Genomic DNA, 25,097 nt, shown 5'->3' on the forward strand with positions numbered 1-25,097 from the left:
TTATTTTATACTAGAGTCAGAAATTGATAGAGAGGTTTTTGAAATGGCAACAAGTTTTTTGTTCTTTATTTCTGTTTTTCTGGCGGGAATTCTATCTTTTTTCTCGCCCTGTATTTTACCGCTTATGCCAGTCTATGTGGGGATTCTCCTGGATTCGGGTCAGCCGAAAACGATTCGGTTTATGGGAAGGGATTTTTCTTGGTACGGTCTAGTTAAGACTCTCAGCTTTATAGCTGGCTTATCAACTGTGTTTTTGGTTTTAGGTTATGGAGCTGGTGCTTTGGGGCAAGTCCTCTATGCCCCTTGGTTTCGCTATGTTCTGGGAGTGATTGTCATTCTACTGGGAATCCACCAGATGGGGATCATCAATATCCAGCAGCTGCAAAAGCAAAAGAGCATCCAACTTAAAAAGAATAGTAAAAGAAGTGATTTTCTAAACGCTTTTCTCTTAGGGATTACCTTTAGCTTTGGTTGGACGCCCTGTGTTGGACCTGTTCTGAGTTCTGTCTTAGCTATTGCAGCTTCAGGAGGCAACAGCGCTCTTCAGGGAGGCTTGCTTATGTTGGTTTATACACTTGGATTAGCCCTTCCTTTTTTAGCCATGGCTTTGGCTTCCGGCTGGGTATTACAGCGCTTTGCGAAACTCAAACCTTATATGGGAATGCTTAAGAAAATCGGCGGTGCACTCATCATTCTCATGGGAATTTTGCTGATGCTTGGAAATCTAAACGCTTTAGCATCATTATTTGGATAAAAATTATATAATTAAAGGAGACACATCATGAAAAAAATCACTACACTTACAATTGCTGCACTTAGTATCTTTGTCCTAGCTGCCTGCTCTAATCAAAAATCAGATTCTAATATGAAGAAGACGGATGACAGCAGCATGATGAAGAAAGATGATATGAAAAAAGACGACATGAAGAAGGAGGATATGAAAGATTCATCCGAAATGTCATCTGACAAATAAGAATTCCACCATAGGAAAGAAAGTCGTCAGTTTTGTCGGCTTTCTCCTTATTTTGAAAGGAAAGAAAACGATGAAGAAGTTATCGATATTGACTGTCAGTCTGCTTTGTGTCGGCTTTTTAGGAGCCTGTTCAAATCAGAAAATGAACTCGGAAATTTCTAAAAGTGATAAAAGCAATATGCAAACAAAAGCTGATTCTGAGCAATCTACCAAGATGGCCAAAGACTTTAGTCTGCAAGGAGTAGATGGCAAGACCTACAAGCTGTCTGATTTCAAAGGCAAGAAAGTGTATTTAAAGTTTTGGGCTTCTTGGTGCTCTATCTGTCTATCTACACTTGGTGATACTAATGATTTGGCTAAGGAGCAGTCAGGAAAAGATTATGTTGTGCTGACGGTGGTGTCTCCGACTTTTAATGGAGAAAAGTCTGCTGATGATTTCAAGGAATGGTACAAATCTTTGGATTACAAAGACTTCCCAGTTCTCATGGATACTAAGGGAGAATTGCTGAAAGAATACGGTATTCGCTCTTATCCATCTGCTCTTTTCGTAGGCAGCGACGGCTCTCTTGCCAAGACACATATTGGCTATATGAGCAAGGAAGATATTGAGAAAACACTGAAAGAAATCAAGTAGAAAGGAGTAATGAACATGGAAGGCAAATGGAAAATTCTTCTGGTTCTGCTTGGCTCGCTTGTCTGCTTTGGACTGGTCTATGTGATTGTGGGTAATGGTAAGCAATCATCTCCTGAACAGATTAAGAAAGCCTCTATGAGCAAGACAGAAACTGTATCCCAACAAAAGCAAGAAGATGTCAAGGAAGAAGATAAGCGGGAGATTTATCTGGCTGGCGGCTGTTTCTGGGGAGTAGAAGAGTACTTTTCTCGCGTGCCAGGTGTACTTGATGCAGTATCAGGATATGCAAATGGTAATGGAGACACGACCAAGTATGAATTGGTCTCGCAAACTGGTCACGCTGAGACTGTTCACATTACTTACAATGTAAAGAAAATTTCGCTAAAAGAAATTCTGCTTCACTATTTCCGCATTATTGATCCAACTTCTAAAAACAAGCAGGGAAATGATCAGGGTACTCAATATCGAACAGGTGTTTATTATAAGGACGAAGCTGATCTTGAGACTATTAATCAGGTCTTTGATGAGGTTGCTAAGAAATATGATAAGCCTTTGGCCGTCGAAAAAGAAGCTCTGAAAAACTTTATCAAGGCAGAAGATTATCACCAGGATTACCTAAAAAAGAATCCTAATGGATATTGCCATATTGATGTCAATCAAGCTGCTTACCCAGTTATCGAAGCTAGTCGCTATCCTAAACCTAGCGATGAAGAGATTAAGTCCAAGCTCTCGCCAGAAGAATATGCTGTCACACAAAAGAATGACACAGAGCGAGCTTTTTCTAATCGCTATTGGGATAAGTTCGATGCTGGTATCTACGTGGATGTGGTGACGGGAGAGCCTCTCTTTTCATCAAAGGATAAGTTTGACTCTGGCTGCGGTTGGCCAAGTTTCACCCGTCCTATCAGTCCAGATGTAGCGACTTACAAGGAAGACAAGAGTTTCAACATGACTCGGACGGAAGTTCGCAGTCGGGTTGGAAATTCCCATCTGGGCCATGTTTTCACGGACGGTCCTAAGGACAAGGGCGGCTTGCGCTACTGCATCAATAGTCTGTCCATTAAGTTCATTCCAAAAGCTGAAATGGAGGAGAAGGGCTACGGTTATCTTTTGGATTATGTTTAAGAGCATTTTGATTGAAAATTTGCTATAATAAATCCAATAAAAATAAGGAGTTGAATCTGGTGTATTCAATTATGATTGTAGAGGATGAGTATCTGGTAAGACAGGGGATTGCGTCCTTGGTAGACTATGAACAGTTTGGCATGCAAGTCATTGCCCAGGCTGAAAATGGAAGAGAAGCTTGGCAGAAATTTCAGGAAAATCCTGCTGATATCCTGCTGACCGATATCAACATGCCACAGATGAACGGCCTCGAACTGGCCAAGCTAGTCAGGGACCAGGCTCCTAAGTGCCATATCGTTTTTCTGACGGGCTATGATGATTTTGACTATGCTCGGACCGCCATTAAACTAGGCGCAGATGACTATCTTCTCAAGCCATTTTCCAAAGATGATGTTGAGGAAATGTTGGCCAAGGTGCAGACTAAGCTTGATAAGGAACGAAAAAAAGCCCAGATTCAAAACTTGGTTGATCAGGGACAGCGCTCTGAGTTGGAAGAGGCTATTCACGCGCGTCTAGCTGATTCAGAATTAAGCCTGAAAAGTTTGGCTTTCCAATTGGGGTTTAGTCCGTCCTATCTCAGCGTTCTTATCAAAAAGGAATTAGGCTTGCCCTTTCAAGATTATCTGATCCAAGAGCGGATGAAAAAAGCAAAACTCTTACTCTTAACTACAGATTTGAAGATTTATGAAATAGCAGAGCAGGTAGGTTTTGAAGATATGAACTATTTTTCTCAGCGCTTCAAGCAGGTGGTCGGGCTGACACCTCGGCAGTTTAAAAAAGGAGAGGAGAAATGAAACGATATCCGCTTCTTATCCAGTTGATTGTCTATATTTTTCTGCTGGTTCTTTTACTCTTGGGGTTTGTTGGAAGTCTCTACTATCAGACTAGCTCGGGGACTATTAGGCAGCTGACAGAGCGGACGACGCGTAATAGTATGGAGCAAAGCGGGCAGTTCATAGCTTCCTATTTGCAGAAATTAAAACAAACTACCTCCACACTGAGCAAGGAAGAAACGATTCGTAAATTTGCTCAGAATCAAGAAAGTAGCGAAACGTCAGTTCAGGCTTTGATGAAAACCATTATTGAGACAGATCCTGATTTGGTGTCGGCAGTATTGGTTACCAAGGACGGGCGCGTGGTCTCGACAGATTCTCAAATCAGCATGCAGACATCCTCTGATATGATGAATGAAAATTGGTATCAGGAAGCTGTTCATACCAAAGCCATGCCTGTCTTGACTCCTGCTCGCAAGGAATCTCTGTCATCAGAGAAGGAGAAGTGGGTTGTTTCTGTCACTCAGGAAGTGGTGGATGAAGCAGGGCAGAATCTCGGTGTTTTGCGTCTGGATATTGGCTATAAGAGTCTCAAAGCCTATCTGGATCGGCTTCAGCTAGGGAAGAAAGGCTTTAGTTTTATTGTCAATAGCCAGCATGAATTTGTCTATCATCCTAAGAAAAGTGTTTACTCCTCCAGTCAAGAAATGAAAGCTATGCAGCCCTATATCTCGGTCAAGGATGGTTACGCAGACCAGAAAGAGGCTTTTGTCTATCAGATTGATATCGCAGACAGCGACTGGACTTTAATTGGCGTTGCCTCTTTAGAGCAATTGCAGATGCTTCAGTCACAGATGCTTTATTCATTTGTGGGAATGGGCGTTTTAGCACTCCTGCTGTGCTTGACTGGTATTTGGTTTGTCTTACGTTTGTGGATTAAGCCTCTTCAGAATCTGCAGGCTGTCATTCTGAAGATTGGGGCAGGTGACTCAAATCTGCGTGCAGAAGCTAAGGGTTCTCCAGAGTTGGTTGACTTGGCTCAGCAGTTCAATAAAATGCTGGATCAAATCGAACAGCTAATGGAAGCTGTTAAGACTGAAGAACAAAATGTCCGCCGCTATGAGCTCCGAGCTCTCTCAGCTCAAATCAACCCCCATTTCCTTTATAATACCTTGGATACGATTGTCTGGATGGCTGAGTTTAATGACAGCAAACGTGTTGTTGAGGTAACAAAATCACTCGCTCAATATTTCCGCTTGGCACTCAATCAAGGGCATGAACAGATTTCTCTCAAAGATGAGATTGACCACGTTCGTCAGTATCTTTTTATCCAGAAGCAGCGCTATGGTGACAAGCTCCAATATGAGATTGAAGAGGATGAATCTCTAGCTGATTATAAACTGCCCAAGCTGGTACTTCAGCCTTTGGTTGAAAATGCCATCTACCATGGAATCAAGGAAATTAACAGACAGGGCATGATTCGTGTTACTGCGGCAGCAAAAGAGGAGCAGCTGATATTGTCTATCCATGATAACGGCCGTGGTTTTGAACTCCGCGACTCTACGGATATGACTCTCCCTCGCTTAGGTGGTGTCGGTCTGAAAAATGTTGATCAACGCTTAAGATTGCAGTTCGGAGACGACTACCATATGGAAATCGATTCTGAACCAGATAAATTCACTCGGATTAGTCTTTATTTACCGCTAGTTACAGATGATTAGGTCTATTAAGTTTTAAAATATTCAAGCCGGTAGAATTTTCTCCGGCTTTTTACTGTTTGAAAAAAATGCACTAGTTTTGCTGTTCATCAAGCGAATTTTTCTATTTTCCTAGTCACATTATGTTTACCAGAAAATTACCGTAGCGGATTTGTGAAAAATCCATAAGATTCATTTATAATGATAAATGAATGAATATCCTAGGTAAGGAGTTAGAGGAGAGTAAATGGAGTCACCTTTATTTTTTGTTTCAGTTTTTTTAGCGGGTATTTTGTCCTTCTTTTCCCCTTGTATTTTTCCCTTATTGCCGGTTTATATTGGCATTTTATTGGATGACAAGGAGGTCAAGACCCTGAAAGTATTCGGCCGAGAGCTTGCTTGGCAGGGAATGGTTAGAACACTCTTTTTCATTGCGGGTATCTCAACAGTCTTTTTTTTGCTAGGTTTTGGGGCTGGATTTTTAGGAACTATTATTTACAGTTCGACCTTTCGTTATGTGATGGGCGGCCTCATCATTTTGCTGGGTCTGCATCAAATGGAGCTTATTAACATTCGCCAATTACAGATTCAAAAGAGTTTGACTTTCAAAAAGAACGGTCAGAAGCATCATTTTTGGTCTGCTTTCTTACTAGGGATTACCTTTAGTTTTGGTTGGACTCCTTGCATCGGTCCGATTCTCAGCTCAGTTTTAGCCTTAGCAGCTTCGGGTGGGAATGGTGCATTTCAGGGAGCAATTTTGACCTTGATTTACACCTTAGGAATGGCCCTACCTTTCCTAATCTTAGCTTTGGCGTCTAGCTTTGTTATGCAGTATTTTAATAAAATCAAGCCTTATATGGGCCTGATGAAGAAAATCGGTGGAGCCCTGATTATTCTGATGGGAATTCTGCTGATGCTAGGACAGCTCAACGCCCTGTCTGGACTTTTTGGATAAAAGGAGAAAGAAATATGAAAAAATTCGTTACGTTATTAGCAACTGTGTCAGCTGTAGCCTTTTTGGCGGCCTGCTCGGAGCAGGAGGATAAGCCTATGACTATGCCCACAACCAGCAGCTCGTCTAGTGAGGCTGTTCAGACAAGTACAGTCACCCAAGCAGCTGTCGGTCAAAAGGCTCCCGACTTTACTTTGCAGTCTATGGATGGAAAAACTGTCAAACTTTCTGACTATAAAGGCAAGAAGGTTTATCTAAAATTCTGGGCTTCTTGGTGCGGACCTTGTAAGAAGAGTATGCCAGAATTGGTCGAGTTAGCTGGTAAAACGGACCGTGATTTCGAAATCTTGACAGTTGTAGCACCAGGTCTCCAAGGAGAGAAATCTGCCGAGGAATTCCCAAAATGGTTTCAAGAACAAGGTTATAAAGATGTACCAGTTCTATTTGACACTTCGGGAGAAATTTTCCAAGCCTATCAGATTCGTAGCATCCCAACTGAAATCCTCATTGACAGTCAAGGGAAAATCGGGAAAATCCAGTTTGGCGCTATCAGTAATGCTGATGCAGAAGCAGCTTTCAAAGAAATGAAATAAAGCAAAAAAGAATGGACTTATCATCCATTCTTTTTAGTTTGAAAGGTAATTAAGCGCTAGCACCTGATGTCGCATCGGCTCCTCCGTCTCCATGACCTCCATCGCCTCCAGCATCAGAAGCACCAGAAGTAGCGTCTGCGTCTCCATGACCTCCGGCAGGAGCAAATTGTCCGCTGCCTCCAACCAAACGTTGACCAGTTTCTTTTAAGTACCAGTCAAGCCATGGTTGGAAATTAAAGACGATTTCATTGATTCCTGCGTATGATCCGTCAGGATAGTACATAGCTTGGTAGTTGTGGGTATTGATAACGCCTGCAGGTGAACCTGGGACGATTGTACGTACGTATTCTTGGTTTCCGTTGCGAAGTGTTCCGATAACCCACTCTACATTCTTCATCCGAGCTGGTGGAAGAGAGCCGTGAACAGTTGACATGCGGCTACCTGATTGAGGTGGCACACGTTTGGCAAACATGGTGTCTGGGTCTTGGTGGGCGTTGTTGTAGTAAAGGAATTGGTTGTTATCGTCAGCGTATGTCAATTCAAACGGCATAGCCTTCAAGAACATGTCAATCTGGTTAACTGTCAAGATACCATGGTCAAGTTTGACATAAGTATCGCCTGAAACAGCGCCAGTGATTTCAGCGACCTTTTCTACCCATTCTGGATCATCTGGATCAACTTCTGTAATTGTCGTAGCGATTGGTTTTCCGCAGTCTAAATCTTCAGGTTCAATTGGTTTTGGTTTTTTCAATTTTGAAACGACCTCTACATATTTGATAAAGTTATCTAAGCATGTTTCAAGGAAATTCACAGTTCCTTCGTTGGTGATATTGCCATCATTGTCAAAAGCTTCCTTGGCTTTGCCCAGCAAGAACTCGTTGCCTGGAAGGGTGTAAGCATTGACACCAGGAGCGTCTAGGATTTTACGCAGGTGAACTTGAGCACGAGAAGTTCCTTGATCGTAGTATGATGCACCGACAATCATGACAGGCTTGTTTTCGAAAGGATGAACCTCATAAGAGAGCCATTCTAAGACACTCTTCAAAGGAGCACTGATAGTATGATTGTGCTCAGGGGTTGCGATAATGACACCGTCTGCACGTGTGATTTTGTTATACAAATAACGCAATTGGAAGCTTTCATCCCATTTTTCATCTTGGTTAAACATTGGGACTTCATCGATTTCTAAGACTTCCAATTCAAATTTAATTTTGAATTGACGGCGGATGAATTCCAATAATTTTCGGTTGTATGACTGTTCGTAGTTTGATCCTACAATTCCAACAAATTTCATTCTTTCGGTCTCCTATCTTACAATTTTTCCCAGTTAAATTCTTCAGCATCTTTGCGAAGCAATTCTTGTGCGTTGCGCAATTTTTCAGTGATTTTGACAAAGATACGGAAGTCATCAAAGATAGCATCTAACTTTTTGACAACGTCAAGATCTACCAAGTCTCCGCTTTGGTCAAAAGCTTGAAGAGAATGCGAAAGCAAGAACTCATCTGGAAGAACAGTTGCCTTGATTTCTGGAGCGTTCAAAATTTGACGGAGCTGCAACTGGGCACGAGAGGAGCCAAGTGTACCATAAGAAGCACCAGTGATCATGACTGGCTTGTTCAGCAGTGGATAAATACCATAAGAAAGCCAAGCTAGGGCGTTCATGAGCACAGCCGGGATTGAGTGGTCGTACTCAGGTGTTCCAATGAGTACTCCGTCTGCTGCATCGATTTTTTGGGCAATTTCTGATACCAACTCAGGCACGTTTCTGTCAGCAGGTTTATTAAACATTGGGATATCTTTAATCTCTACCAGCTCGATTTCAGCCTTATCAGCAAAGTGCTTAGACATATATTGAAGAAGTTGCCGGTTTGTAGAACGTTTAGAATTTGTTCCAACAATTGCAATAAGTTTTAACATAAAATTTCCTTTCTGAAATTAAGATACAGAGCCCTCATGTGTACATTTATTTTTCTTGAGGCAGGTAAAAACCAGAAGAAAGAGAGGGCGTTTTTAAATGGGCATTAGTTATAAAAGCTAGAGCGACAGAGTTACCGCATAGTGAGGTAGCAAATAATTAAGAAGCAGGAATTATCTGCTCTAAAAGTCCTGAGCTACAGAAGATCTGATCGTCTTGGGTGATAATCAATGCTTCGATCCCTGTCTGCTGTTCAATCTGGGACAGAATTGATGTCGGACTTTCACCAAATAGGCGAGTTGTCCAAATTTCGCCATCTACCGACTTGTCTGAAACAATGGTCAGACTAGCCAATTGATTTTCGATAGGATAACCTGTTTTGCGATCCAGAATGTGATGGTAGTTCTGCCCTTCAACTGTAAGGGTTCGCTCGTAGATTCCTGATGTGACCACTGACTGATTGGTGACCGCTAGTATAGCTGAGTGATTGCCGCGAGGCTGCTTGGGATTTTGGATACCAATTCGCCAGGCACGCTGGCTGACTGCATTATGCCCAATTGTCAGGACATTGCCACCAAGATTGATAAGAGCAGAGGTCACTCCCTGACTCAGCAAATAGTCTTTAATCTTATCAGCGATATAGCCTTTAGCCAAGGCACCTAAATCCAGCTTCATGCCTTTCTTAGTCAAAAAGACACTACAATCTTCTGGATTCAACTCAAGCAAGTTTGGGTCGGTCAGACTTAGAGCTTGCTGAATCTCCTCCCTACTTGGGAGACGGGCGTCTGAAAATCCTATCCGCCAGGTCTGGACGAGAGGGCCAATCGTGATATTTAAGTGGCTGCCTTCTGCTTGGCTGTGATATTTCCCCAGCTCAATCAGCTCAAAAAGCTCTGGATGAACTGAGATGCTTTCAATTCCTGCCAGATGATTGATACTCATAAGTTCAGAGTCTTCATCATTGGCACTGAAGCGATTTTTATAGAGATGAAGCAGTTGGACCGCCTCATCTAAGAGTATTTCCGCTCGCTCATGACAGAGAGATATGCAAATCGAACTCCCCATCAAATGAAGTGAGCAAGAAGCAAAGTCCACATTATCACAACCTTTCTAAAATTAACCTCTCTAACCTTATTATATCAAAAAGATACCGGTTTCACAATCTTAAAATTGTTATATTTTCAGAAAATTAACTTTTATAAAAAGCAGTATTTTCGAAGCGATTAGGCAGCAGTAGTACAGCTTTTTAGGCGGTATAAGAATTTTTGAAAATCTCGAGCAAATTTCTTGTAAACGCTCACAGGAGATGATATACTGTTCTAGTAAATTATAAATTAAGGTAGGACTATTCTTATGAGTAAAATCGTTGTAGTTGGTGCAAACCACGCAGGTACAGCGTGTATTAATACAATGTTGGACAATTATGGTGCAGAAAACGAAGTAGTTATTTTTGACCAAAACTCAAACATTTCATTCTTGGCATGCGGAATGGCCCTTTGGATTGGACAGCAAATCAGCAAGCCAGATGGACTTTTTTATGCAGATAAAGAAACTTTTGAAGCAAAAGGCGCAAAAGTTTATATGAATTCACCAGTTGAGTCAATTGATTATGATGCAAAAAAAGTTACAGCTATTGTAGACGGTAAAGAGCATGTAGAGTCTTATGACAAATTGATTTTGGCAACAGGTTCTCAGCCAATTCTGCCTCCGATTAAAGGTGCTGAGATGGATTCTAACAGTCGCGAATTTAAGTCAACCTTGGAAAATCTGCAGTTTGTTAAATTGTATCAAAATGCTGCAGATGTTATTGAAAAATTGCAAGACAAGAGCAAACATATCGAACGTGTGGCAGTAGTAGGTGCTGGCTACATTGGGGTTGAGTTGGCAGAAGCCTTCAAACGCCTTGGTAAAGAAGTGATTCTGATCGACGTTGTGGATACTTGCTTGGCGGGTTACTATGACCACGACTTGTCTGAAATGATGCGTCAAAATCTTGAAGATAATGGTGTTCAATTAGCCTTTGGTCAAACTGTTCAGGCTATTGAAGGTGAAAGCAAGGTAGAACGCATTGTAACAGATAAGGCTAGCTATGATGTAGATATGGTTGTTCTGGCGGTTGGTTTCCGTCCAAACACTGGTCTTGGCGCTGGCAAGTTGGAAACATTCCGCAATGGTGCTTTTTTGGTGGATAAGAAACAAGAAACTAGCATCAAAGATGTTTATGCAATCGGTGACTGTGCGACTGTCTACGATAATTCTATCAACGATACAAACTACATCGCCTTGGCTTCTAATGCCCTACGCTCTGGTATCGTAGCAGCTCATAATGCTTGCGGTCATGAATTGGAGTCTAACGGTGTTCAAGGTTCTAACGGTATCGAAATCTTTGGTTTGAAGATGGTTTCAACTGGTCTGACAGAAGAAAAAGCTAAACGCTTTGGTTACAGCCCAGCTGTGGTTGAGTTTAAAGATACTCAAAAACCAACTTTCCTTGAAAAGGTTGAGCACCATGATGTTACAATTAAGATTGTCTATGATAAGGATACACGTGTAGTTCTTGGAGCTCAGATGGTTTCTAGAGAAGATATGTCTATGGGTATTCACATGTTCTCATTGGCTATTCAGGAAAAGGTTACAATTGATAAATTGGCCTTGCTGGACCTCTTCTTCTTGCCACACTTCAACAAACCGTACAACTACATTACTCAAGCAGCTTTGAAAGCAAAATAAGAAAATGAGTCTGGAATAAATTTCCAGACTTTTTTGTAGAGCCTGTAAGAAGAAAACTGAAAGAAGAAATTTATATTTCATCTGTTTATCAGTCCTGCTTTGTGCTAGAATAGTGGTAAAGTAACTATTTAGAGGAGATTGGGAATGGCAAAAGATGCTAGCTCACGTGAGGACGACATCAAGAGAGAATTTAATTTCACAACTCATTCGATTATTTCCCAGGTTTTGCGAGGTGTCTTAGTTGGGATTTTTGCTGGACTGGTAGTCGGGATTTTCCGCTTTCTGATTGAAAAAATCTTTCATTTAGTGCAGGATGTCTACCAAAGGAGTCAGCAGTCTATGCTTTGGTTGCTGGCCTTGGTGTTCCTTTATGCTTTCATCATCTTGCTCAATGCTCGCTGGGTAAAGTCGGAGAAAAATATCAAGGGATCAGGTATTCCGCAGGTCGAAGCAGAGCTGAAAGGTCTGATGTCGCTTTCTTGGTGGAGTGTTCTCTGGAAGAAGTTTGTATTGGGGATTTTAGCCATTTCTAGCGGTCTGATGTTGGGGCGAGAAGGACCAAGTATTCAGCTGGGTGCTATGAGCGGCAAAGGCGTCTCTAAATTTCTGAATTTGAGTGCCGTTGAGGAGAGAGCGCTTATTGCTAGTGGTGCGGCGGCAGGCTTAGCAGCAGCTTTTAATGCACCAATCGCAGGACTGCTTTTCGTAGTAGAAGAAGTTTACCGTCATTTTTCACGCTTTTTCTGGGTCTCTACGCTGGCGGCCAGTCTAGTCGCTAACTTTGTCTCTCTCTCCATGTTTGGCTTAACACCAGTGCTGGACATGCCGGATAATATTCCAGTTATGAGACTGGAGCAGTATTGGATTTACCTAGTCATGGGGGTGATGCTGGGCTTGTCAGGCTTTATTTATGAGAAAGTCATTTTGAACATTCAGCTGGTTTACCAGTTTTTTGGGCGCTTGTTTCGAATTTCAGAAGCCTATTATCCTATTCTGGCCTTTGCCTTGATTCTTCCGATTGGTTATTTCCTGCCTCACTTGCTGGGCGGGGGCAATCAGTTGATTTTATCTTTGACTGCTGGTCATTACACTGTGGGAACCTTGCTCTTGTTTTTTATTCTGAGATTTTTTTGGAGTATGTTAAGTTATGGAAGCGGCTTGCCAGGTGGCATTTTTCTGCCTATCCTTGCTCTGGGTTCACTTCTGGGCGGAGCAATGGGGGCGGTCTGTCTGCAGCTAGGTTTGATTTCTCAGGAGCAATTTCCGATTTTCATTATTCTGGGTATGAGTGGCTACTTCGGTGCCATTTCTAAGGCTCCACTGACAGCCATGATTCTGGTCACAGAGATGGTCGGTGACATCCGTAATCTCATGCCGCTGGGACTGGTCACTCTGACTGCTTACATTATCATGGATCTGCTAAAAGGAGCACCAGTCTATGAAGCCATGCTGGAAAAAATGTTGCCAGACAGTATCGAGGATCAAGGAGATACTACTTTAATTGAAATCCCTGTTTCTGAAAAGATTGCTGGTCGGCAGGTGCATGAGCTAAACTTGCCTGATGGGGTCTTGATTACCATGAATGTCCACAAGGGAAAGACTCAAACGGTCAATGGCAGCACGCGCCTCTATCTGGGAGATACGATTTACTTGGTGCTGAAAAAGACGGAAATCGGAAAAATCAAAGAAGAGCTGCTTTAATGGTCTTAATATATAGTTTTTGATTAAATTGTCAGACAATTTCTTGAAATATGAAAAAAAAACTGGTATAATTTACAGGAATAATCTCTATCTAGGAGAGAAAACAAAGGAGTAACCATGAAAAAACTTGGCATCGTCCTATTTTCAACGGCAATTTTACTGACTGGCTGTGCAGCCAACAACACTTCAAACAAGACTGGCTCAAGCAGTCAAGCATCCAGCAGCCAAACAGCTGTCAATCAGAAAGAATTGGACAAGGCGACAGCGGATTACAAAACGTTTGTCCAAGGACAAATTGATCAGCTCCTGACAGATACGGAGAAGTTTCGTGACACCCTTAAAGAAGGCAAGCTTGATGAGGCTAAAAAGCAATATCCGCTTATCCGTATGGCCTACGAGCGCTCGGAGCCGATTGCTGAGAGCTTTGGTGAATCAGATGTTAAAATTGACTTCCGCTTAGTCGACTATGTGGATGAAAACAAGACCGAAGAAGGCTGGTCTGGTTTCCACCGCATCGAAAAAATCATGTGGGAGCAAAACACAACCAAGGGCACTGAAAGCTATGCTGATCAGCTGGTCAACGATATCAAGGAGCTAAAAGCAAAAATCGCAACGGTTGAAGTGACGCCAGATATGATGCTGACAGGTGCTGTTGACTTGCTCAATGAAGTAGCAACCAGCAAGATTACAGGTGAGGAAGAAGTTTTCTCTCATACAGATCTCTATGATTTCCGTGCGAATATTGAAGGAGCAGAAAAGATTTTTGAGCTCTTTAAGCCATTGATTAAGGATAAGGACGAGAAACTCGTCAAGACCTTGGAACTTGAGTTTAAAAACGTCAACGGTCTCCTAGACAAGCACATGACTGACTCTGAAAACTACAAGCTCTATACAGAATTGACAAAAGAAGACACCAAGGAGCTGGCAGAAGCTGTGACCAAACTGGGTGAGCCTCTTTCACAAATGGGAGTCATTCTAAACGGGGAGTAATCATATGACAAACGACGAAAAATGGTTTAATAAAAAGATGGATCGTCGTGAATTTCTTAAAAAAGCAGGGATTGGAGGCGCTGGTCTTGCACTGGGTGTCTCTGGTGCATCTGCTTTTTTCGCTAATCAGGGGAAAGAAGATAAGAAATTCGCTGACGGTGAGGAAGAAATCAGATTTTACGGGGAACATCAGGCGGGTATCACAACTCCGATGCAGAAGAATATCTACTTTGTTGTGTTGGATTTGCATACGACAGATAGGGAGACCATTATTCAGCTTTTCAAGGACTGGACAGCCTATAGTGAGAAGCTGGTAGATGGAGAATTGGTCAAAAAAGATAATTCTAATGCTCTTTTGCCGCCAACGGATACTGGAGAAACTGTTGGTCTCAACCCTTATCGACTGACCTTGACCTTTGGTGTCTCAGCCTCTTTTCTGAAAAAAATGGGCTTGTCAGACAAACGACCTAAGGCTTTTCGGGATTTGCCGCCATTTCCAAAGGAGCAGCTTAAAGAAAAATATACGGGTGGCGATATTGTCATCCAGGCCTGTGCAGATGATGAGCAGGTGGCCTTTCATGCGGTCCGAAATCTAATCCGCAAGGGCAGAAATGCCATCACCATGAAGTGGAGTCAGTCAGGTTTTGCTGCTATCGGAGACCGGATGTCAACGCCTCGTAATCTCTTTGGATTTAAGGATGGCACAGCCAATGTGACCAAGGAAAAAGACTTTGACAAGGTCATTTGGTGCGATAGCAAGGACTGGATGCAGGGCGGCTCTTACATGGCTGTCCGCAGGATTCAGATGTTCCTTGAGACCTGGGACCGAACCAATCTCCAGGAGCAGGAAAATACTTTTGGCCGCTATAAAGATAGCGGAGCGCCTTTTGGCAAGAAAGACGAGTTTGACGAGGTTGACTTGAAATTGCTGCCAGAGGATTCACACGTTCGTCTGGCTAAGGAGGTTGATAAGCCTATATATCGCCGGTCTTATTCTTACTCGGATGGGATTGATGAAAGTACTGGCCAGTTCGACACAGGCTTACTCTTTCTTTCCTTCCAGAAAGATCCAGATAGCTTTGTCAAAGTTCTGACTAATCTAGGCGCTCAAGATAAGATGAATGAATATGTCACACATATTGGCAGTGGCTTGTTTGCCTGCTTTGGTGGAGTGAAAAAAGGAGAATACCTTGGTCAAAAATTATTTGAATAAAAGCTTACTTGTCTTGGGGCTCTTGCTAATCTTTTTGGCTAAGCCGGTTTTGGCGGACGAGAGTTACAGCAGTTTATTTGTCAAAATCACTGATGCCAGCACTGCAGTCAAGCAAAAGGACCAGGAAAAAGCCAAGCAGCTAGTCGGAGAAATCAAGACTGACTTTGAAAAGGTGACTAATCATGACTCAGCAGCGGGACAAGAGGTAAGTAAGGCACTAGACTTATCGGGTCAGGTGACGGAGGAGAAGCTGACACAAATCTCTTCTGCCCTATTGAAATTTGAAAAAGAGCAGAATCCAGTCGACTTAGAGGCTGAGAAAAAGAAGCTTCTCGGTAAGTTAGAGCCAAAATTTGAAAATCTACAAAAGGCTATTAGTGCTAAGGATTTAGAAGCGACACGAGAAGCATACAAGAAGATGAATAGCACCTGGACTACCAATGAAAGCGTGGTGCGAGACAACAGCACAGCTCATTATGGCAAGGTAGAAACAGCCATTTCATTCCTGCGCAGTGCCATTGAGACGGAGCCTACTGACTTTGATATGATTCAGTCTTCTTTTGATGATTTAAAAACCGCCATTGATAATTTTGTCAAAGGCGAGAAAGTCCAAGAAACTGCTGGTAATCTGACGCTGAAAGATGGAATTAAGCTCCTAGAGGAAGCCTTGAGTCTCTTTCAAAGCGGAGATGATAAAAAGGCTGCTGCCAAGATGAAAGAGTTCATCACCATTTGGCCAACGATTGAAGGAGATGTCAGTGTCAATAATCCTTCACTTTATACCAAGGTTGAGAGTCAGACGCCTGTTATTATGGTCAAGGGGAGCGAAGAGAAGTATCAAAAGCAGCTAGAATCCTTGATTAGTGAGCTGTCCCAGATTGACACGACAGCTTCCTATCATTTCTTTGATGCTATGCTGATTTTGCTACGTGAGGGTGTAGAAGCGCTCTTAATCGTCATGGCTTTGATAACGACTCTGAAAGCCTCCAAGATGAAAAAAGGACTCAAATGGGTTTATGCCGGCGCAGCAAGTGGAGTTCTAGCCAGCGCTGTGATTGCGGCTTTGTTGCAGTTTCTTTTCCCATCAGTTGCTTCCGGATCCAATCGTGAAATTATTGAAGGTGCAGTGGGAATTTTCGCTGTCGCCATGATGATATTAGTTGGTATCTGGCTACACAGCAAGGCATCTATTGAGAAATGGAATGACTTTATGGAAAGCCAAATGAAGGCTGTAACAGCCACAGGCAGTTTTCTTTCCATGTTTGCTCTTAGCTTTCTGGCAGTTTTCCGTGAAGGGGCTGAAACCATCCTTTTTTATGCGGGAATTCTGCCGCGCATCACTATGACTGATTTCCTTTTGGGAATCGGCTTGGCTGTTATGGTCTTGGTCTTGCTGGCCTTTATCATGAGCAAGGCTTCAGGTCTTCTCAAGCCGCACAGCATTTTCTTCTGGCTGACTTGGCTAATCTATGCTCTGGCCTTTAAAATGCTGGGCGTCAGCATCCATGCCCTTCAGCTGACCAATATTCTACCGACTCACTTAATCAATGGCTTTGTGACAGTAGACTGGATGGGGATTTATCCAAGCCTAGAAGTGGTCATCAGTCAGGCGTTCTTTATCCTGCTAGTCGTTTATGTTAGCTTTAAAAATCAGAAAAGCGAGCAGCAGCATGGATAAAAAAGAGCAGACTATTATTGAGCATTTGATTGAGTTCAGACAGCGTTTTCTAGCGGTATTAGCTTGCTTCTTCCTGGTTTTTCTGGTTGGCTTGCTCTTTTCAGCCGATATTTATCGATGGCTGACCAGTAATTTTGAGCAGAAGCTGCTGGTGCTGGGGCCGGATGATATCCTTTGGATTTATATCAGTCTGGCTAGCCTGGTTGCTTTTTCCCTGACCTTGCCATTTCTTGTTTATCAGGTCTGGGAGTTTGTTCGGCCAGCTTTGCGAGCCAATGAAGCGCGAGCCGTTTTCGCTTATATCCCAGCTACCTTTCTCTGTTTTGTTCTGGGGCTGGCTTTCGGCTTTTATTTTGTGACTCCAACTATTTTGCAGGTTTTGCTTTCGCTGGGTGAGGGCCTTTTTGAGACACGACTGACAGCGCAGAATTATCTTAGTTTCGTCTTTCATACCACTATTCCGATTGCCTGCCTTTTTGAGTTGCCGGTTCTGGTGTCCTTTCTGACTTCTATCGGTTTGCTCAATCCGAAATTTTTGGTAAAATATAGACGATACGCTTACTTCATTTTGCTGGTTTTAGCTGTTGTCCTGACACCGGCTGACTTTATCAGCGACTTGTCTATGACAGTGCCTCTGATTTTGCTCTATGAAGTCAGCATCTTGCTCAGTCGCATCATTTATCAAAGAAAATCAACGAGGAGAAATTAATGGGACTTTTAAAAGACATAGGAGTACCTGGAGTAATCATTATTGTTCTGGGAGCTCTGCTCATTTTCGGACCAAAACGCCTGCCCGAATTAGGGCAATCTATCGGTAAAATGTTTTCAGAATTCAAAAAAGCAGTCAATCATGCTGGAGAAGAAGAAAAGACCGAGAATAAAAACGAAAAAGAGTAAAGGAAAAGCACGGATATCTGTGCTTTTTCTGCTAGAATCAAGATGGATTTTGGAAAGGAAGGAAGACGAATGAAAAAATTAGAAGAACGGATTCTCAGAGATGGACAAGTGTTAGGTGAAAATATCCTGAAAGTTGACTCTTTTCTGACCCATCAGGTTGATTTTTCTCTGATGAAAGAGATTGGCCAGGTCTTTGCGGAGGCGGTAAAGGACGCAGGAATTACCAAGGTAGTGACTATTGAAGCTTCTGGTATTGCTCCGGCTGTATACGTAGCAGAAGCGCTAGGACTACCAATGATTTTCGCTAAGAAGGCCAAAAACATCACGATGACAGAAGGGATTTTGACGGCTGATGTTTATTCTTATACCAAGCAAATGACTTCGACCGTTTCGATTGCTGGGAAATTTCTCAACTCTGACGATAAGGTACTGATTATTGACGATTTCTTGGCTAATGGTCAGGCAGCCAAGGGCTTAATTACCATTATTGAGCAAGCGGGCGCTCAGGTTGAAGCGGTTGGTATTGTCATTGAAAAATCCTTTCAGGATGGCCGTCAACTTTTGGAAACAGCTGGCTATCGTGTCCTTTCTTTGGCGCGAATCTCAGGATTTGAGAAGGGGCAGATTGTCTTTACTGAGGCAGATATATAATTTCCTTTTCCTTTTGACTATCTGTCTGGCTTATAGTATAGTAAAGATAGTTGATATTCTAAAATCTAAGCTCATTGATTTTACTTGGGTAGAAAAAGTTTTTGAGGGATTTCTATGCACCAAACTCATAATTTAAATCAGCGGATGCGGCTCTTTATTTCTATTTTTTTGCCAATTTTGATCTACCAACTGGCCAATTTTTCTGCTTCATTTGTTGATACGACTATGACTGGTCAGTATGACACCTTGCATCTGGCTGGTGTTTCTATGGCAACTAGTCTTTGGATTCCATTTTTCGACCTGCTGATAGGGATTGTTTCGGCCTTGGTACCCATAATCGGGCATCATTTAGGGCAGGGGAAAAAAGAAAAGATTGCTTCTGATTTTTATCAGTTTATTTATCTTTCTTTGGGGCTATCGCTAATTTTATTTGCCTTGGTATTTGTGGGCGCTCCTCTAGTTTTGTCTCACCTTGGCCTAGAGCCTTTGGTAGAAGAAGTGGCTAAGAACTATCTTTGGTATCTGGCGCTTGGTATTATTCCTCTTTTGCTCTTTAGCACCATTCGTTCTCTGTTTGATGCTCTGGGGTTGACCAAGCTTTCCATGTATCTCATGCTCTTACTCTTGCCCTTGAACGGCTCTTTTAATTATGCCCTAATCTACGGAGCATTTGGTTTTCCAGAAATGGGCGGAGCCGGAGCCGGACTTGGGACCTCTTTGGCTTATTGGGTTTTGCTTCTCATATCCTTGTTAGTAGCAGTCAAACATCCAAAAATCCGAGCCTATGAGCTATGGAAGATTCGACCGCTAGATAAAAAGGGCTTAATTGATGGCATTCGGCTTGGACTGCCTATCGGCGGAACCTTTTTTGCTGAAGTTGTGATTTTCTCGGTTGTTGGCTTAGTCATGGCTAAGTTTTCGTCATTAATCATTGCCAGTCATCAGGCGGCCATGAATTTTTCAAACTTAATGTATGCCTTTCCTATGAGTATTTCAACCTCAATGTCTATTATCGTTTCTTATGAAATTGGAGCCAATCGTCCTGACGATGTTAAGAAATTCTGTAAACTTGGGCGGCTGACGGCCTTGGGAATTGCTGGATTTACCTTCCTCTTTCTCTATATCTTACGCGACCGTGTGGCTGCTCTCTATGGGTCGGATACCGAGTTTATCCGTATGACATCTGTTTTTCTGACCTACAGCCTCTTTTTCCAATTAGCAGATACTTTTGCGGCTCCTTTGCAGGGCATTCTTCGGGGCTACAAGGATACTCAGGTGCCATTTTACTTAGGTTTGATTGCTTATTGGGGAGTTTCGCTGCCTCTGGGGCTCTTCTTAGATTACTATACTAGTTTAGGCCCTTATGGATACTGGATTGGTCTCATTGCCAGCTTGGTGACGAGTGGCATTCTCTTTCAGTGGCGGCTTAATCGTTTGGCTAAAAATATTACAAATTAAAGAGTGTTGGTTTGTCCCTTTAGGATAAATTAGTGCTCTTTTTTTCACAATCTTTTGTTAAAATTAGATTAAAATATGAAAAGCGCTTACATTTTTTCTAGTATATTGATTGTGAAAATGATATAATAAACATAAGATTATCAAGTTAAGTTTTTGTTAAAATAGGTTAATTTTTAAAATATTGTTTGCAGTTGACTTTGGTTTTCAGTAGAAAAGCGAGGAAACTATATGACCGAACACTATACCCATCTTTTGCAAGAAGTACTAAATGCTGCAAAGGAATTAGCTATTCAAAAACACAATTATCAAGTGGACATTCCGCATGTTTGGACAGTGCTGACTCAGCCTCAGGCCTTTGCCTTGGAATTCTATACCGGTCTGGACCTTGATATTAATGAATTTATCAGCGTCATCAATCAGGAACTAGCCAAGATTCCTGTATTTTCACATACGGATACGAACCGCTACGGACGTCAGTATAGTCAACGTCTCAAGAATCTTTTGGATGATGCAGAGGCTGAAAGGGCGGAACTGAGGGACGAGGTGGTAACAGTAGAGCACCTGATTCTCAGTCTATTTCACCAGCAGCGAAATCCGATAACTGTCTTTTTGAAGCAGGCAGGGATTGATAAGGAGTTAGTTGCGGCAAAGTTGAATAAGTTTCGCCAAGGCAAACGAGCAATCTCTCCAAGTCAGGAGAGTCGCTATCAAGCCCTGAGCAAATATGCGACTAACTTTAATCAATGGCTGGCTGACAAGACCGATAGACAGGTAATTGGTCGAAAAGACGAAATTGACGATATTATCCGTGTGCTATGTAGGAAAGAGAAAAGCAATGCCATTCTCCTAGGTTTTCCAGGCGTTGGAAAATCCAAAGTGATAGAGGGGTTTGTTGGTAGATTACTTGCAGATGATGTTCCAGAACATTTATTGGGCAAGGAAGTTTTTAAATTAAATCTAGGCGGATTGATTGCTGGAACTAAATATAGAGGAGAGTTTGAAGAGCGCTTCAAGGCTGTTTTGGATGAGGTGCTGGCTGCTAAGGGGAAGATTATTCTTTATATTGAGGATATCCACCAAATCGTGACAGCAGGTAGGACAGAGGGCTCTCTTGATGCAGGCAATCTTTTAAAGCCAATCTTGGCTCAGGGACAGATTAATATCATCGGAACCACAACTTTTGCTGCTTATCGAGAAAGCTTCGAGCTAGATCAAGCTTTGGAGGGGCGTTTCCAGCGGATTCGCATTGAGGAGCCTGATCAAGATAAAGCATTGACAATTCTGCAAGGACTGCGAGAGAATTATCAGGACTTTCACGGAGTTAGGCTGACGGACGAAGCTTTGCAGGCAGCAATCAGTCTTTCAATTCGTTATCTGTCAGATCGTTATTTGCCTGATAAGGCACTGGACTTGATTGATGAGGCGTGTGCTGTTAAGAAAATTCAGCTAGGTCAAGCGCAAACTGAACGACCAGACGTCAGTCGTGAAGATATAGCTAGTATCGTAGAGCGTATAACAGGAATCAAAGTGCAGGGAATCATGGACAATGAACGCGAACACCTGCTAAATCTAGACAAGCTCCTACGCCAGAGAATTGTAGGGCAAGACCAAGCTGTTCGAAAGGTTTCGGAGGCCATTTTGCGCTCGAGAGCAGGAATTCAAAATCCAAAGCGTCCTATTGGGTCCTTTCTCTTTCTGGGGCCGACTGGAGTCGGGAAGACTGCTCTGGCAAAATCCCTTGCTGAGCGGCTGTTTGGTAATGAGCTGGAAATGGTCCGGCTGGATATGTCTGAGTACATGGAAAAACATGCCGTAGCTCGTTTAGTTGGTCCGCCACCAGGCTACGTAGGATTTGAAGAGGGAGGACAGCTGACAGAAGCTGTCCGTAGGAGACTTTATTCGATTGTTTTGCTGGATGAGATTGAAAAAGCCCATCCAGATGTATTCAACTCTCTGCTGCAAGTCTTGGACGAAGGGCGATTGACAGACTCTAAAGGCCGTACTATTGACTTTAAAAATACTATTTTGATTATGACAAGCAATATTGGCTCCCAGCAGATTTTGGAAAGTCTAAAAAGTAAACAGGGACTGACTTCTGAAACGCAGGATGAAGTTCTGGCCCTGCTGCAACATAGCTTTAGGCCAGAGTTTTTAAATCGGATTGACGAGACGGTTATTTTCAACCCTCTAAGGTCAGAAGATATGGTCAATATCGTAAAAATTATGGTTCGGCAACTTCAGGAAAGGCTGAAACAACAGAAGATTCAGCTTCATCTGAGCGAAGAAGTCTATGCTTTTTTAGCCCAGAAAGGCTACCAACCAGAATTTGGTGCTCGTCCTATTCAAAGAAGCATTCTGCGCTATCTAGAAACGCCTTTGGCTCGTTATTTGGTCGAAAATAAGGAAACAACTGAAATGACAGTTCATGTCAGTTTGAAAGATGGGCAACTGGATTTTAATTATTTGGTATAAGATTCTTTCGAAAAGTAAGCGCTTACCATATATAGATAAAGAAAAATGAAGAAAGGAGGTTTATCTTTTTTAGAGCAGACTGTATCTTAAGATTTCGAGATGAGTCTTAGATATATGAATAAATAATGAGATACTTTTTGTATCTATAGCCGACAGCAATCATTTTGATTGTTGGAGCACTCTTTGCATTTTATGAAAGGAGGCCTGTTTTGTCTGTTTATGATGTTTTGATTATCGGTGCTGGACCGGGCGGTTATGTGGCTGCTGAAGAAGCAGCTCGTTTGGGTAAGAAAGTGGCTGTGGTAGAAAAGAAGTCTATCGGCGGAACCTGCCTGAATGTAGGATGTATACCGTCTAAGGCCTATCTCCAACACGGTCATTGGCTGCTGACATTGGAGGAAGCTAGGCGTTATGGCATTGAGAGCAAGCTTGAAAGGATTGATTTTGAGAAATTGGTAGACCGAAAGAATCAGGTTGTTGCCAGTTTGCAATCTGGAATTCATGCTAGCTTTAAGTCTTTAGGCATTGAGTATATAGAAGGTCAGGCCAAGTTTGTCAAAGACCGAACATTCACCGTCAATGGCAAAGAAATCAGTGGCAAAGATGTTATTTTGGCTACTGGCAGCTATCCTTTTGTGCCACCTATCAAGGGATTGGAACAGGTTGACTATCTAACGACGGATACGTTTTTTGACTTGAGGGAGCTTCCTAAGAAGTTAGTCATTATCGGAGGTGGCGTTATCGCAATTGAGCTAGCTTTTGCTATGGCTCCTCTGGGTGTTGCTGTTACTGTTATCGAGGTTGCGCCAGAAATTCTTTTGACCGAAGAAGCAGAAGCGCGGCATGTGATTCAAAAGAAACTAAAGAAAATGGGGGTGATGATTTATCAGGGAGCGCAGATAAAGGAAGTAACTGCTGGTTCAGTCTTGCTTGAGAACGAGCAAGTTGCTTTCGACCATCTTTTAGTCGCTACTGGCCGCAAACCAAACCTAGAGCTAGCGAAGGATATGGGATTAGCCTTGACAGATCGTAATTTTGTCCAGGTGGATCAATACTACGAGACATCAAAAGAGCATGTGTATGCTATTGGTGATCTCTTGGAATCTTATATGCTGGCCCACGTAGCTAGTGCAGAAGGAATAAAAGCTGTGAGAGCTATCTGCCGGAGAGCTGAAGAAGCAGTTGATCCGCTGGGTGTTCCACGTTCACTCTACACCAATCCTGAAGTAGCTTCTTTTGGTTTCAGCAAGGATGAGGCTGAGGAGGCTGGATATGATGTTCAGGTCCAACAGCTGCCTTTCTCTTATAATGGGCGGGCTATCGCTATAGGTGAGACAGAGGGCTATGTCAAGCTAATCTCAGAAAAGAAATACCATCTTCTACTAGGTGCAGTCATCGTTGGTCCGAACGGTACAGATCTTCTGCAGAATTTGATTTTGCTGAGGCAGGCTGAAGCAACGCTGGATCAAGTTCTTGAAACAGTTTTTGCCCATCCTACCACATCGGAACTAATACAAGAGGTCGCTAAAAGACTCGTTCAGGACGATTAATGAGGAGGTAAAAATATGTCAAATTATAAAGATTTACCACAACAATTAAGCAAAACAAGAAACCAAAGTGCTGTATCAGAGCTAGTAGATTTAAAAGTCTATGATGCTACTGAAGTTGAAGTAGAGCAGGTTTCCAAAGAAAAAGCCAAGACCATGTATAAAACCATGTGGGATATCCGTAATTTTGAGGAAAATACTCGGCGTTTCTTTGCTGCAGGACAGATTCCTGGTTTTGTTCACCTTTATGCTGGAGAGGAAGCGATTGCTACTGGCGTCTGTGCCAATCTGACAGACAAGGACTATATTACCAGTACTCACCGGGGACACGGTCACTGTGTTGCTAAGGGCGGTGATTTAAAGGGAATGATGGCAGAAATTTTTGGCAAGGAGACTGGGCTTGGAAAAGGGAAAGGCGGATCTATGCACATCGCCGATTTGGACAAGGGAATCCTTGGTGCCAATGGTATGGTTGGTGGAGGCTTTGGTCTAGCTACCGGTGCTGCTATGCGCAACAAGTACTTGAAAACAGACAGTGTAGCCGTCTGCTTCTTCGGTGACGGTGCGGCCAATGAAGGAAATTTCCACGAATGTCTCAATATGGCGTCAATTTGGAAACTGCCAGTTATCTTTGTCAATGAAAACAACCTCTTTGCAGAATCGACACCGCAATGGTATTCTTCAGCGTCTGGCACCATTGCTGAGAGAGCGGCTGCTTATAATATGCCCGGCGTTCGGGTTAATGGTAAGGATTTATTCGCTGTCTATCAAGTAGCCAAGGAAGCTGTAGAGCGGGCTCGTAGAGGGGAAGGACCTACCTTAATTGAAGCTGTAACATATCGCGACCATGGTCACTTTGAAGGGGATGAGCAGAAGTATAAGGCTTTGGAAGGTGAAGAAAAAGACTGGGCTGATGTGGATGCTCTAGATGTCTTCCGTGACTACGCTATCGAGCATGGCCTCTTGACTGAAGAGGAACTTGATGCCATATTAGAGGAGTCTCGAAAGGATGTGGAAGAAGCTATCAAATTTGCTCAAGATAGTCCAATTCCTCGTTCCGAGTCTCTGCTAGAAGATGTATTTGCTGATTGATAGAAG

General features: G+C 42.7%; 22 protein-coding genes and 1 pseudogene. 20 read left to right on the forward strand and 3 right to left on the reverse strand.

What is annotated here, in order from left to right; translation table 11 throughout:
• Positions 1-43: 43 nt before the first annotated feature.
• The 8 genes and pseudogenes from ccdA2 (RSK81_RS06005) to sdbB all read left to right on the forward strand — a co-directional run bounded on the left by ccdA2 (RSK81_RS06005) (position 44) and on the right by sdbB (position 6,747).
• Positions 44-754 (forward strand): thiol-disulfide oxidoreductase-associated membrane protein CcdA2, encoded by a 711-nt coding sequence (ccdA2, locus tag RSK81_RS06005; RefSeq protein ID WP_315687726.1) that lies wholly within the window; start codon positions 44-46, stop codon positions 752-754.
• A gap of 27 nt (positions 755-781) precedes the next feature.
• Positions 782-970, forward strand: a pseudogene (locus RSK81_RS06010) (hypothetical protein); the annotation flags it as partial.
• Positions 971-1,043: 73 nt separating this feature from the next.
• Positions 1,044-1,607, forward strand: a complete 564-nt coding sequence (locus RSK81_RS06015) for a redoxin family protein (protein ID WP_125378480.1) — start codon at positions 1,044-1,046, stop codon at positions 1,605-1,607.
• A gap of 15 nt (positions 1,608-1,622) precedes the next feature.
• The gene (gene msrB / locus RSK81_RS06020; protein WP_315687729.1) at positions 1,623-2,732 is read left to right on the forward strand and encodes a peptide-methionine (R)-S-oxide reductase MsrB; all 1,110 of its coding nucleotides are present in this window, start codon (positions 1,623-1,625) and stop codon (positions 2,730-2,732) included.
• 59 nt (positions 2,733-2,791) lie between these two features.
• Positions 2,792-3,526, forward strand: a complete 735-nt coding sequence (locus RSK81_RS06025) for a response regulator (RefSeq protein WP_002909786.1) — start codon at positions 2,792-2,794, stop codon at positions 3,524-3,526.
• Positions 3,523-5,226, forward strand: a complete 1,704-nt coding sequence (locus RSK81_RS06030) for a sensor histidine kinase (protein ID WP_315687731.1) — start codon at positions 3,523-3,525, stop codon at positions 5,224-5,226. The genes RSK81_RS06025 and RSK81_RS06030 overlap by 4 nt, the downstream gene beginning before the upstream one ends.
• Before the next feature lie 223 nt (positions 5,227-5,449).
• Positions 5,450-6,157 carry a thiol-disulfide oxidoreductase-associated membrane protein CcdA2 gene (ccdA2, locus tag RSK81_RS06035; RefSeq protein WP_002913575.1) on the forward strand — a complete coding sequence of 236 codons (708 nt, stop codon included), beginning with the start codon at positions 5,450-5,452 and terminating at the stop codon, positions 6,155-6,157.
• Between the two features lie 14 nt (positions 6,158-6,171).
• On the forward strand, positions 6,172-6,747 hold the full coding sequence (sdbB, locus tag RSK81_RS06040) for a thiol-disulfide oxidoreductase-associated lipoprotein SdbB (RefSeq protein WP_111675845.1): 576 nt from the start codon (positions 6,172-6,174) through the stop codon (positions 6,745-6,747).
• A 49-nt stretch (positions 6,748-6,796) separates the two neighbouring features.
• On the opposite strand, the gene RSK81_RS06045 is transcribed toward sdbB, so the two are convergent.
• The 3 genes from RSK81_RS06045 to RSK81_RS06055 all read right to left on the reverse strand — a co-directional run bounded on the left by RSK81_RS06045 (position 6,797) and on the right by RSK81_RS06055 (position 9,757).
• Positions 6,797-8,041: an NAD(P)H-dependent oxidoreductase gene (locus tag RSK81_RS06045; RefSeq protein WP_111675844.1), complete on the reverse strand. Its 1,245-nt coding sequence runs from the start codon at positions 8,039-8,041 to the stop codon at positions 6,797-6,799.
• A 17-nt stretch (positions 8,042-8,058) separates the two neighbouring features.
• Positions 8,059-8,664 carry an NADPH-dependent FMN reductase gene (locus RSK81_RS06050; protein WP_111675843.1) on the reverse strand — a complete coding sequence of 202 codons (606 nt, stop codon included), beginning with the start codon at positions 8,662-8,664 and terminating at the stop codon, positions 8,059-8,061.
• A gap of 157 nt (positions 8,665-8,821) precedes the next feature.
• A complete protein-coding gene (locus tag RSK81_RS06055; RefSeq protein ID WP_149565561.1) occupies positions 8,822-9,757 on the reverse strand; it encodes an FAD:protein FMN transferase in 936 nt (311 codons plus the stop codon).
• Between the two features lie 258 nt (positions 9,758-10,015).
• On the opposite strand from RSK81_RS06055, the gene nox reads away from it, so the two are divergent.
• From nox to RSK81_RS06115, 12 genes are all read left to right on the forward strand, one after another.
• Positions 10,016-11,392, forward strand: a complete 1,377-nt coding sequence (nox, locus tag RSK81_RS06060) for a H2O-forming NADH oxidase (RefSeq protein ID WP_049547703.1) — start codon at positions 10,016-10,018, stop codon at positions 11,390-11,392.
• A gap of 144 nt (positions 11,393-11,536) precedes the next feature.
• Complete coding sequence (locus RSK81_RS06065; RefSeq protein ID WP_315687738.1) at positions 11,537-13,093, forward strand: ClC family H(+)/Cl(-) exchange transporter; 1,557 nt, start codon at positions 11,537-11,539, stop codon at positions 13,091-13,093.
• 117 nt (positions 13,094-13,210) lie between these two features.
• Positions 13,211-14,083: an iron uptake system protein EfeO gene (efeO, locus tag RSK81_RS06070; RefSeq protein ID WP_049547705.1), complete on the forward strand. Its 873-nt coding sequence runs from the start codon at positions 13,211-13,213 to the stop codon at positions 14,081-14,083.
• Positions 14,084-14,087: 4 nt separating this feature from the next.
• Positions 14,088-15,296, forward strand: coding sequence for an iron uptake transporter deferrochelatase/peroxidase subunit (gene efeB, locus RSK81_RS06075; protein WP_315686176.1), 1,209 nt, complete (start codon positions 14,088-14,090; stop codon positions 15,294-15,296).
• On the forward strand, positions 15,274-16,974 hold the full coding sequence (locus RSK81_RS06080; RefSeq protein ID WP_227969377.1) for an FTR1 family protein: 1,701 nt from the start codon (positions 15,274-15,276) through the stop codon (positions 16,972-16,974). The genes efeB and RSK81_RS06080 overlap by 23 nt, the downstream gene beginning before the upstream one ends.
• Positions 16,967-17,683: a twin-arginine translocase subunit TatC gene (gene tatC / locus RSK81_RS06085; protein WP_315686178.1), complete on the forward strand. Its 717-nt coding sequence runs from the start codon at positions 16,967-16,969 to the stop codon at positions 17,681-17,683. The genes RSK81_RS06080 and tatC overlap by 8 nt, the downstream gene beginning before the upstream one ends.
• The gene (locus RSK81_RS06090) at positions 17,683-17,871 is read left to right on the forward strand and encodes a twin-arginine translocase TatA/TatE family subunit (RefSeq protein ID WP_002906601.1); all 189 of its coding nucleotides are present in this window, start codon (positions 17,683-17,685) and stop codon (positions 17,869-17,871) included. Before tatC ends, RSK81_RS06090 begins: the two co-directional genes overlap by 1 nt.
• Positions 17,872-17,940: 69 nt before the next feature.
• Complete coding sequence (locus tag RSK81_RS06095) at positions 17,941-18,522, forward strand: xanthine phosphoribosyltransferase (protein WP_315686180.1); 582 nt, start codon at positions 17,941-17,943, stop codon at positions 18,520-18,522.
• A 114-nt stretch (positions 18,523-18,636) separates the two neighbouring features.
• Positions 18,637-19,980: an MATE family efflux transporter gene (locus RSK81_RS06100; protein WP_315686182.1), complete on the forward strand. Its 1,344-nt coding sequence runs from the start codon at positions 18,637-18,639 to the stop codon at positions 19,978-19,980.
• A 228-nt stretch (positions 19,981-20,208) separates the two neighbouring features.
• Entirely contained in the window at positions 20,209-22,452 is a 2,244-nt protein-coding gene (locus tag RSK81_RS06105; RefSeq protein ID WP_125338350.1) for an ATP-dependent Clp protease ATP-binding subunit, read from the forward strand.
• 209 nt (positions 22,453-22,661) lie between these two features.
• Positions 22,662-24,002: a dihydrolipoyl dehydrogenase gene (gene lpdA / locus RSK81_RS06110; protein ID WP_315686183.1), complete on the forward strand. Its 1,341-nt coding sequence runs from the start codon at positions 22,662-22,664 to the stop codon at positions 24,000-24,002.
• A 15-nt stretch (positions 24,003-24,017) separates the two neighbouring features.
• Positions 24,018-25,091: a thiamine pyrophosphate-dependent dehydrogenase E1 component subunit alpha gene (locus RSK81_RS06115; RefSeq protein WP_002897599.1), complete on the forward strand. Its 1,074-nt coding sequence runs from the start codon at positions 24,018-24,020 to the stop codon at positions 25,089-25,091.
• The last annotated feature ends 6 nt before the right edge of the window (positions 25,092-25,097 follow it).

Origin of the sequence: Streptococcus sp. DTU_2020_1000888_1_SI_GRL_NUU_041A (assembly GCF_032387735.1) — a bacterium.
In the GTDB taxonomy this organism is placed as follows: domain Bacteria; phylum Bacillota; class Bacilli; order Lactobacillales; family Streptococcaceae; genus Streptococcus; species Streptococcus sanguinis.